This is a genomic window from uncultured Corynebacterium sp. (genome assembly GCF_902782855.1).
In the GTDB taxonomy this organism is placed as follows: domain Bacteria; phylum Actinomycetota; class Actinomycetes; order Mycobacteriales; family Mycobacteriaceae; genus Corynebacterium.
Genome location: NZ_CACZOO010000321.1, coordinates 1 through 10,371, shown reverse-complemented (window position 1 = coordinate 10,371; position 10,371 = coordinate 1). Strand labels below are relative to the sequence as shown.

8 protein-coding genes are annotated in these 10,371 nt (G+C 68.4%); 7 read left to right on the top strand and 1 reads right to left on the bottom strand.

What is annotated here, in order from left to right:
• The 4 genes from QZV72_RS12890 to QZV72_RS12875 form a co-directional block, all read left to right on the top strand.
• The coding region (locus tag QZV72_RS12890) for an ABC transporter permease (RefSeq protein WP_297008982.1) at positions 1–634 on the top strand (634 nt) is incomplete at its 5' end.
• A gap of 1 nt (position 635) precedes the next feature.
• Positions 636–1,577, top strand: a complete 942-nt coding sequence (locus QZV72_RS12885; RefSeq protein ID WP_297008981.1) for an ABC transporter permease — start codon at positions 636–638, stop codon at positions 1,575–1,577.
• Positions 1,574–3,493 (top strand): ABC transporter ATP-binding protein, encoded by a 1,920-nt coding sequence (locus tag QZV72_RS12880; RefSeq protein ID WP_297008980.1) that lies wholly within the window; start codon positions 1,574–1,576, stop codon positions 3,491–3,493. Before QZV72_RS12885 ends, QZV72_RS12880 begins: the two co-directional genes overlap by 4 nt.
• Positions 3,494–3,644: 151 nt before the next feature.
• A complete protein-coding gene (locus tag QZV72_RS12875; RefSeq protein ID WP_297008979.1) occupies positions 3,645–5,351 on the top strand; it encodes an ABC transporter family substrate-binding protein in 1,707 nt (568 codons plus the stop codon).
• Positions 5,352–5,689: 338 nt separating this feature from the next.
• Here QZV72_RS12875 and QZV72_RS12870 read toward each other — a convergent pair whose 3' ends face one another.
• Complete coding sequence (locus QZV72_RS12870; protein ID WP_297008978.1) at positions 5,690–6,418, bottom strand: M23 family metallopeptidase; 729 nt, start codon at positions 6,416–6,418, stop codon at positions 5,690–5,692.
• A 317-nt stretch (positions 6,419–6,735) separates the two neighbouring features.
• On the opposite strand from QZV72_RS12870, the gene QZV72_RS12865 reads away from it, so the two are divergent.
• The 3 genes from QZV72_RS12865 to purH form a co-directional block, all read left to right on the top strand.
• On the top strand, positions 6,736–8,478 hold the full coding sequence (locus tag QZV72_RS12865) for a DUF6350 family protein (protein ID WP_297008977.1): 1,743 nt from the start codon (positions 6,736–6,738) through the stop codon (positions 8,476–8,478).
• 72 nt (positions 8,479–8,550) lie between these two features.
• The gene (gene purN / locus QZV72_RS12860) at positions 8,551–9,213 is read left to right on the top strand and encodes a phosphoribosylglycinamide formyltransferase (RefSeq protein WP_297008976.1); all 663 of its coding nucleotides are present in this window, start codon (positions 8,551–8,553) and stop codon (positions 9,211–9,213) included.
• Positions 9,206–10,371: bifunctional phosphoribosylaminoimidazolecarboxamide formyltransferase/IMP cyclohydrolase (gene purH, locus QZV72_RS12855; protein WP_297008975.1), on the top strand; the 1,166-nt coding region annotated here is incomplete at its 3' end. The genes purN and purH, both read left to right, overlap by 8 nt.

Below are 10,371 nucleotides of genomic sequence, written 5' to 3'. Positions count from 1 at the left end.
CGCCGTCGGTGTCTACACCGCCTCCCGTCAGTACAAGGTCGGCGACCGTGTGTGGCAGGGAATCTCCATCATCACCCTGAACCTCCACGTCGTCGTGGTCTCCGTCGCGGTGGTCACCGTCGGCCGGTGGATCAACGACACCACCGGCAACCGGATCTTCTACGTCACCGGATCGAAGAACTCCGACGTCCGCGGGTTCTTCCCGGTGCTCGTCGACAGTGCCCAGCACCTCGTCCTGCCCAGCGTGGCCCTGGTGATCATCACCTACGCCGGCTACCACATGCTGCAGCGCAGCCTGCTGCTCGACAATCTCGGCGCCGACTACGTCCGCACAGCCCGGGCCAAGGGTCTGGGCCGTGGCAGGGCGATCCGCCGTCACGCGCTGCGGACCTCCCTGATCCCCGTCGCGACGAACGTGGCCTTCTCCATACCCGGCATCTTCACCGGCGCCGTGATGACCGAGAAGATCTTCGGGTGGAACGGCATGGGCCAGTACACCATCGACACGATCAGCAAGAACGACGTCAACGGTGCCGTCGCGGTCGCCGCCTTCGGCGCGGTCGCGACCGCGATCGGCGCGGTGCTCTCCGACATTCTCGTCGTCATCCTCGACCCGAGAGTGAGGGTGAACTGACATGACCATCCAGAACCTCCAGGACCTGAACAACTCAGCGTCCGTCCCGGACCCGCAGGAACCCCCGGTCGCCGAGGCAAAGCGCCGCGGCACCAGCAAGACCATGCTCTACGTCCGCCGGTTCCTCCGGAACAAGACGGCGGTCGTGGGCGTGGTGATCTTCATCCTCCTCGTGCTCGCGGCCGTCGTCGGCCCGCACCTCACGAAGTGGTCCTACAGCGACCCCGACTTCCTCAATTTGTCCACCGAGCCCTCCGGCGAGCACTGGTTCGGCACCACGGACGCCGGTAACGACCTCTTCGCCCAGACCGTCCACGGTCTCGGCCGTTCGCTGACCATCGCCCTGCTGGTCGCCACCGGGACCACCGTCATCGCGGCCCTGGTCGGCACCGGCATGGCGCTCTACGGCGGCCGGGTGTCGACGGTCCTGCTGTGGCTCATCCACCTGCTGCTCGCCATCCCGTCCTTCCTGCTCACCGCGCTGGTCGTCGGCGGCTCCGGCGGTGACTGGAAACTCCTGGCGCTCGTCCTCGTCGTCTTCGGCTGGATGATGACCGCCCGCGTGATCTGGTCGATGGCCCTGTCAGTCCGCGAGAACGACTACATCCGCGCCGCCGGCTACATGGGCGTCAGCAAGGCCCGCACCATCGTCCGCCACATGATCCCGAACATCGGCTCGCTGCTGGTCATCCAGTTCACCCTCGGCGTGGTCTCCACCATCGCCAGTGAGACGGGTCTGTCCTTCCTGGGCCTCGGCGTGAAACTGCCGGATGTCTCGCTCGGTACCCTCCTGCAGGTCGGCGCCGGAAACCTCAACGCGGCCCCGTGGCAGTTCTGGTTCCCCGCCGGAGCCCTGACCCTGCTCACCGTCTCCGTCGCCTTCATCTCCGACGGCCTTCGTGACGCCCTGGACCCCAACTCTTCGGCAGGAGGCCGAGCATGACCGACACAAGCACTGACACCCCCGTCCTCTCGGTCCGCGACCTCTCCGTCTCCTTCCCCTCGGAGGCAGGCACCGTCAACGCCGTCCGCGGCGTCAGCTTCGACCTCTACCCGGGACGCACCCTCGGCATCGTCGGTGAGTCCGGCTCCGGCAAGTCCGTCACCTCCATGGCTGTGATGGGACTGCTCCCGGACCACGCGAAGATCACCGGATCGATCACCTACGACGGCCGTGAACTCGTCGGCATGTCCGACCGGGGCATGTGCGAGATCCGCGGCAACGGACTCGGCATGATCTTCCAGGACCCGCTGACCGCCCTCACCCCCGTCTTCACCGTCGGCGACCAGATCGTCGAGGCGATCCTCTGCCACCAGAACGTGTCGAAGAAGACCGCCTGGAAACAGGCCGTCGAGCTGCTCGACCTGGTCGGCATCCCGGAACCGGACAAGCGGGTCCGTGCGTTCCCCCACGAGTTCTCCGGCGGCATGCGCCAGCGGGCCGTCATCGCCATCGCGATCGCCAACAACCCCCGCGTCCTCATCGCCGACGAGCCGACCACCGCCCTCGACGTCACCGTCCAGGCGCAGGTCCTCGACGTCATCCGGCTGGCCCAGCGGGAGACCGGCGCGGCGACGATCATGATCACCCACGACATGGGTGTGGTCGCCGGCACCGCCGACGACGTCATGGTGATGTACGCCGGTCGCCCTGTCGAACGCGCCGGGGTGGATGCCCTGTTCAGCGGGCCGAAGATGCCCTACACCGTCGGTCTCCTCGGCTCCACGCCGCGCGTGGACCGGCCGGCGTCGGAGTCGCTCACCCCGATCACGGGCACGCCCCCGTCCCTGGTCGACCTGCCGCACGCCTGCACCTTCGCCCCTCGCTGCCCGGTCGCCACCGCAGCCTGCCTCGACGGTGAGCCAGAGCTCCTTCCCCTGGCGGACGCGCCCGGGCGGGCCACCGCCTGTATCCGCTCCGGGGAGATCAGTGGCGGCCAGCTGGACGGTGAGGACCTCTTTGTCGCCCCCGCACCGCCCGCCGACGTCTACGCCGGCGTCCCCCGGGAGGACCGGGAGCAGACCCTGGAGGTCACGAACCTCCACAAGTCCTTCCCACTGATGAAGGGGGCGCTGGTCAAGCGCCGCATCGGCACCGTGGACGCGGTCAAGGGCCTCAACTTCGAGGTCCGGGCAGGGGAGTGCATGGCCATCGTCGGCGAGTCCGGCTCCGGCAAGACCACCACCCTGCTCGAGATCATGGACCTCACCCCGCCGGAGGACACGACCATCCTCCTCGGCGGGCAGGACGCCGGCGCGATGAGCAACCGCGAGCGCCGCGCCGCACGCAAGAACATCCAGATCGTCTTCCAGGACCCGATGAGCTCGCTGGATCCACGCCAGACGATCAAGGAGATCATCGCCGAGCCGCTGTACTCCCTCGGCTACGAGGGGGACATCGACGACCGTGTCGTCGAGATGACGGGTCTGGTGGGCCTGGACCCCGACCATCTCGACCGCTTCCCCGGACAGTTCTCCGGCGGTCAGCGTCAGCGCATCGGCCTGGCCCGGGCCCTGGCCACGAACCCGAAGCTCATCGTCCTCGACGAGCCGGTGTCCGCCCTCGACGTCTCGATCCAGGCCGGCGTCCTCAACCTCCTCAACGACCTCAAGCGACGTCTCGGCATCTCCTTCCTCTTCGTCGCCCACGATCTCTCGGTGATCCGGCACCTCTCGGACCGGGTCGCGGTGATGTACAAGGGTGAGTTCGTCGAGCAGGGCGTCACCGACGAGGTCTTCGACCACCCGCAGCACGAGTACACGAAGAAGCTGCTCTCGGCGATCCCGGTGCCCGACCCGGCGGTGGAACGCGCCCGGCACGAACGGGCGGCGACCGCTCTGCAGGGCAACGGAGCCTAGGGACTGGCATGTGATGCGACCACAGCACAGACGACGGGACGGTCGCAGCCCACCGGGTTCCTGACCGAGTCCGACAGCTTGATCCCGCTCTCCATGCCCTTCACGCACTTCACCCCCTTTCACTCCCATTCCTGACAAGAGGAGAAGAACCATGAAGCTCCACACCTCCGCACCGACTCGTGGACGGCGGTGGCGCACCCGTAGCGTCCTCGCCCTGTCCACCGTCACCATGCTGACCCTGGCCGCCTGCGGCGGCGGCGACGACGGCCCCGAGGCCAGTGACTCCGGCACCGTCGCCGCGTCCGACATCAACCAGAAATCCCGCGACGAGATCAAGGACGGTGGCACGCTGACCCTCCCCATCACCGAGATCGCGGAACAGCAGAACCCCTTCCAGGCGGACGGCAACCTCTACACGAACAACGTGTGGAAGCTGTACAATCCGCAGATCGTCCTCTTCGACGGTGAAGGCAACGCCAGCTTCAACGAGGACTACGTCACCGACGCGAAGGCGGAGAACGTCGACGGCAGGACCGTCGTCACCTACACCATCAACGACAGGGCGCAGTTCAACGACGGCACCCCCATCGACTGGACCACCTTCGAGAACACCTGGAAAGCGAACAAGGGCGACGCCGACGGCTACAACATCTCCAGCTCCGACGGCTACGTCCTCATCGACTCGGTCGCCAAGGGGGACAGCGACAAGCAGGCCGTCGTCACCTTCAGGCAGGAGTACCCCTGGTGGGAGGGCCTGTTCAACTTCCTGCTCCCGACCCAGGTGAACGACGCAGACAGCTTCAACACCGCCTACCTCAAGAAGCTCCACCCCGAGTGGGGCGCCGGCCCGTACAAGGTTGACCGCGTGGACTTCAACACCGGCGAGGTCTCCTTCGTCAAGAACGAGAAGTGGTGGGGTGACGAGGGCAAGCTCGACAGGTTCACCTACCGGGCCCTGGAAGCCCAGGCGACCATCAACGCCTTCCAGGCCGGCGAGATCGACGCCGCTTCCGTGGCCACCAAGGACCGCCTGCAGGTCGCGCGGTCCATGGGTGAGGAGAAGGCTGAGATCCGCACCGCCATGGCCCCGTCCAACTACCTGGTCACCCTCAACTCGCAGTCCCCGATCCTGAAGGAGAAGGAGGTCCGCGAGGCGGTCATGACCGGCATCGACCGGTCACAGCTGGCGAAGATCCGCTTCAACGGTCTGAACTACACCGAGGACCTGCCGGGTTCCTTCCTCCTCTTCCAGACCCAGGAGGGCTACGACGACAACTACGGCGCCGAGGTCACCTTCGACCCGGAGAAGGCCAAGACCATCCTCGATGACGCCGGCTGGACCGAGGGCTCCGGCGGTATCCGCGAGAAGGACGGCCAGAAGCTGTCCCCGAGCTTCAGCCTGCTGGGCGACGACCCGGAGATCAAGGCCGAAGCCACCGCACTGCAGAAGATGATGAAGGACATCGGCGTGGATCTGCAGATCCGCGAGCGCCCGACCTCCGACTTCTCGAAGGTCACCTCCGAGCGTGACTTCGACATCTTCCAGATGGGCTTCAGCTCCACCGACCCGTTCGGCGTGGCGTACCTGGACCAGATCTACAATTCCAGGTCCGAGCTGAACCTCTCCGGCACCGGTTCCAAGGAACTGGACGACAGGATCAAGGAGATCCAGCAGATCGGTGACCCGGACGAGCAGATCGCAAAGGCCAACGAACTGGAGAAGGAGGCCCTCGGGACCTACGGCATCATGCCGACCTTCAACGGCCCCGCGATCATCGCCGTGAAGCCGGGGCTGGCGAACTACGGTGCCCCGGGCTTCGCCTCCGTCGCCGTCCAGGACATCGGCTGGGAGAAATAGGCCCGGCCACACGGCTCCGGTCTCACGGTGGGCCGCACGCGCCTGCCGCGGCCCGGTGGTGGGAACACCCGGAGGGGCGGACGACAGGAAGACGGCCCGGGATCCGCGTTCCCCGGCGGATCGCCCGGACCACCCCCGGGCCATCTGGGCGGGCCGGGTCCGTAACGGACTCCCGCCACTCCTGACCACACCGGTGGCTGGCGCGCATGCCGATCAATGACTCTGGCGTGCGTGGCAGAACCCCCGTATCCGGGAGACCGGGACACGGGGGCTTTCTTCGGACGCTCGTCCGGGGACGGCCGGACGGTGGGGGGGGGAGCTGCTCTCCGTCGGAGGTCCTAGACCTCGACGCCGCGCTCGGAGAGCCAGGTCTTCGGGTCGACGGCGTTGACGCCGTCGGGGTACACCTCGAAGTGGCAGTGCGGGCCGGTGGAGAAGCCGAGGTTCCCGACACCGGCGATCTTCTGGCCGGCGGTGACGGTCTGGCCGACGGTCACGTCGATGGTCTGCATGTGACCGTAGACGGTGATGGTGCCGTCATCGTGCTTGATGCGGACCCAGTTGCCGAAGCCGGAGGCGGGGCCGGCATCGATGACGGTGCCGGACTGGGCGGCGACGATGGGGGTGCCCAGCGGGGCGGCGAGATCGATGCCCTTGTGCATGGTGCCCCAGCGGACCTCGAAGCCGGAGGTGTAGACGCCGTCGGTCGGCTTCACGGTAGCCGGGGTGCGGGAGAGGAGGTCCGCGGCGACGCGGGCGGCGTTGAAGTCCAGGGCGCTCGCCAGCTGGCCGGTGAGGTCCTCGTAGTTGAGGTCCTGCGACACTGCGAGGATCTGTGCGGCGGACTCGAGGGACGGGGTCGAGGCGGCACCCTGGGCGAGTACCCGGGCGTCGGACGCGAGGGCGACGGTGGTGCCGTCCCGCTCGGCGGACTGGACGGTGGCGGCACCGGCCCCGGCTGCACCAGCGGTGGTGACTCCGGTCACGGCGACGGCCGCGAAGGCCATCCGTCGCTTGGCCGAGGTGTCCATCTTCCGGTGGTTGGTGGGCCGCTGCGTTTCAGTCATTGTCTGCGCTGTCTCCGTGTGATCGGTTCAGGGCCGTCCACCCTGGCTTCGTTACGCTCTGGTCGCCGTTTCGTGACCGGATCGTGATCTAACGTGGATGAACTCTAATGGGGATGGGCCCACCGGGCAACCTCTTCCGGCGAAAAATCACGGTTCAGCAACATCATCGAGGTCGTCCCGGGGGTGGCACCGCCACGGAACCGCCTCGTGTGCCCTGCTCACGCGTCATATTTGTCCGGTGTGTCGGGGGGTGGGCGGTGAGGTGTCCGTATCCCCCGGCGTGCCCCTGCCCGACAGTCCGCCCCACGGCAGGCACAATGGGACGGGTGAACAACGACAGTCACCGTCCCAGTCCCCGGTCGCGCAACGCCGGTCGTGGGCCGGAGGAGCGGCGCCGACGGGCGGGCACCTCCGGCCCTGAGCGGGGGAGTGCGCGGAGTTCCGCCCGGGCGTCCGACCGGGCGTCCGACCGCGGTAGCGGACGCCGCACCGACCGCGGCACCGGCCGTGGTGTCACCCGGGGCGGGGAAGGCTTCGTCGACGGAGCCCACGGTTCCGACCCCCGGGTCCCCCGTCCACGTCCGGGGGCCGGGACGGCCACGGTGGCAGCAGTGTCCACGGCATCCGGGCGTCCTGTTCCACAGGGGAGACGGGGTGCTTTTCAGTCGGTCTGGGGTCCGCACCTCCGACGCTTCGGTCCGGGCATCCTGCTCAACCACGGTGTCACAGTCGCCGTGGCGCTCGTCGTCGCGGTCATCCTCGCCATCGGCACCACCTTCCGCGCAGTGCCCGCCTACATCGGTTCGGTGTGGCTGCTGTCGAACCTCGCGCCGCTGACGATCAGCGGCGCGAACCTCGGTGTCGCCCCCATGCTGCCCGCCCTCGTCATCTTTCTCGCGCACTCCCGCCGGATCCGGGCCGCCTGCGGGACGACCGTCACGGTCCGGGGAATCCGGACCGTTGCCGCCGTCGGTGTCCTCGTGCCGGTCGTGTTCACCGTCATCGCCTGGTTCATGGTGTGGGACGCCTCGAAGGTCTTCGACGTCGCACCGCCCAACCTCTTCCATGCGCTGGTGACCACCGGGCTGCTCAACGGGGCGGTGGTCGTCGCAGGTCTCGGACCGAGGATCTGGCGGGCGCTGCTGCTCCGCCGGGGTCTGCCGACCTGGCCGGTCGAGTCCGTCCTGCTCGCCGACCGGTTCATCAAGGTGCTGCTGGCCGTCGGTGCGACGGCGGCCGGGATCAGTCTGCTCGTCAACCACGCCGCAGTGGGACGCGCCTTCGACATCGCCGGCGGTGCCGGTGGTGTGCTGGGGCTGACGTTACTGAGCCTGGTCTACTTCCCGAACGTCGCGGTCGGCGCGGCCTCGGTGCTCATGGGCGGCGAGATGCACATCGGTGACGGCAGCGCTTCCCTGTTCGCGGTGACGAACACGAATCTCCCCCCGTTGCCGGTGCTGGCGGTGATGCCGAACGACGCGGTCCCCCTGGGCCCGGGGTTGCTGGTCATCCCCGCGGTCGTCTCGGTGGTGACCGTCTACCGCTGGTTCGCCGGACGCCGCTACATCGAGTCTCCGCTGTTCACCGCAGTGGGTGCGGGGCTGTGCGCGGGAGCGGCCGGCCTGCTGGTCGCCTGGTTCGCCGGTGGTGACCTCGGCTACTACGGCTCGACGGGCCCCATGCTCTGGCTGACGCCGCTGCTGTTCCTCGGCTGGATCGTGCTGCCGTCGGCCGTGGTGTTCGGCTGGGTCGCCTGGTCGGGCCGCAAGGTCACGGAGACCGTCGGTGATCCTGGTGCCGGTGGCGCGGCACCGGAGGTCGACGATGCCGAGCATGGGTCCGCGCCCACCGACGGTGCCGGACCGGGGAGGGAGCACGACCCGGACAGTGCTCCGGACAGTGCTCCGGATGAGGCCCCGGCCGATGCCGGGGACGGCCCGGACGGGTCCCCTGTCGGGGCGGCGGACCCCGCGGCCCCGGAGGCGGTGCCCGGCGAGGACGGTGGAGAAGAGCGGGACGAGGGTCACGGGGGGACCGGAGAAGGTGGCGAGGACAGGTAGCGCACCGTGGCGGTGTCCTCTGACCTGCCCCGACGTTCCCCGTGGGAACCGCACCCCGTAGAGTGGACGGGTGTGAGTGAGTCCACGCCCCCTGAGGCCCCCGAGCAGGGGGACCTGACCCCGACGACACCCCTGCGTGTGGTTGTCCTGACCTCCGGGGAAGGCACACTGCTGCAGTCCATGATCGACGGGCTCGACGGGTCCGTCGAGATCGTCGCGGTGGGGGCGGACCGCCCGTGCCGCGCGCTGGAGCGGGCCGCCGCTGACGGACTGGACACGTTCCTCGTCGCGTACAACCCCGACCGTGAGCGGGGTTTCGACCGGGACGCCTGGAACCGCCGCCTCGCCGATGCCGTGGCGGCCCGCCGTCCGGATGTCATCGTCGGTGCGGGGTTCATGCGCATCCTCGGCGGGGAGTTCGTCGCACGGTTCCGCGGCAGGATCATCAACACCCACCCTGCACTGCTTCCCGCTTTCCCGGGTGCGCACGCGGTGGAGGATGCCCTGGCCTACGGCGTGGCACTCACCGGGTCCACCGTCCACCTCGTCGACGACGGGGTGGACACCGGCCCGATCATCGCGCAGCGGGAGGTTCCGGTCCTGCGCGGGGACACTCGGGCATCACTCCACGAACGGATCAAGACGGTGGAACGGCAGCTGATCGTTGACGTCCTGCACCGCGCGGCCCGGTACGGCTACACCATCGACGGACGAAAGGTCTGGATCAATGACTGAAACCACCACCGACAACGGGCAGCGACCCATCCGGCGCGCCCTGATCAGTGTCTACGACAAGACCGGTCTGGAAGAGCTGGCGCAGGGCCTGCACGCCGCCGGCGTCCAGATCGTCTCCACCGGTTCCACGGCGACCCGCATCGCGGATGCCGGCGTCCCGGTGACCCCGGTCGAGGAGCTCACCGGCTTCCCGGAGTGTCTCGAGGGCCGCGTGAAGACGCTGCACCCGCGGGTCCACGCCGGCATCCTCGCCGACACCCGCAAGGACGACCACCTCGCCCAGCTCCGGGACCTCGGTGTGGAGCCCTTCGAGCTCGTCGTGGTGAACCTGTACCCGTTCACCGAGACCGTTGCCTCGGGTGCGGACTTCGACGCCTGTGTGGAGCAGATCGACATCGGAGGTCCGTCGATGGTGCGTGCTGCGGCGAAGAACCACCCGTCGGTCGCCGTGGTCACTGACCCGGCCGAGTACACCAACGTCATCAACGCCGTGAACGCCGGCGGCTACACCCGTCGCGAGCGCACCCTGCTGGCCACCCAGGCCTTCCGGCACACCGCGTCCTACGACGTCGCTGTGGCCACCTGGCTGACCGAGCAGACCGCCGAGGGTGAGTTCGCGCAGTTCCCCGAGTGGATCGGTGAGGTCCACGAGCGGGCCCACACCCTGCGCTACGGTGAGAACCCGCACCAGGCCGCCGCGGTGTACACCACCCCGGGTGCCACCGGTGGTCTGGCCAACGCCGAGCAGTTCCACGGTAAGGCCATGAGCTACAACAACTACACCGACGCGGACGCCGCCTGGCGTGCCGCCTGGGACCACACCGAGCCGTGCGTGGCCATCATCAAGCACGCGAACCCCTGCGGTATCGCCGTGGCAGACGACGTCGCCACCGCCCACCGTGAGGCCCACGCCTGCGATCCGGTGTCCGCGTACGGCGGAGTCATCGCCGTGAACCGTGAGGTTTCCGTGGAGATGGCAGAGCAGGTCGCCGGGATCTTCACCGAGGTGATCGTCGCCCCCGGCTACGAGGATGGTGCGACCGAGGTGCTGAGCCGCAAGAAGAACATCCGCATCCTGCGCACGGACGCCCCGGTCCGTGAGGGCTCCCTGGACCACAAGGACGTCTCCGGTGGCCTGCTCGTGCAGGAGACCGATCT

Coding starts and splice junctions, on each gene's coding strand:
- QZV72_RS12865 (WP_297008977.1), top strand. CDS start 6,736: ATGGGACGGGTGAACAACGACAGTCACCGTCCCAGTCCCCGGTCGCGC.
- QZV72_RS12885 (WP_297008981.1), top strand. CDS start 636: ATGACCATCCAGAACCTCCAGGACCTGAACAACTCAGCGTCCGTCCCG.
- QZV72_RS12880 (WP_297008980.1), top strand. CDS start 1,574: ATGACCGACACAAGCACTGACACCCCCGTCCTCTCGGTCCGCGACCTC.
- QZV72_RS12875 (WP_297008979.1), top strand. CDS start 3,645: ATGAAGCTCCACACCTCCGCACCGACTCGTGGACGGCGGTGGCGCACC.
- QZV72_RS12870 (WP_297008978.1), bottom strand. CDS start 6,418: ATGACTGAAACGCAGCGGCCCACCAACCACCGGAAGATGGACACCTCG.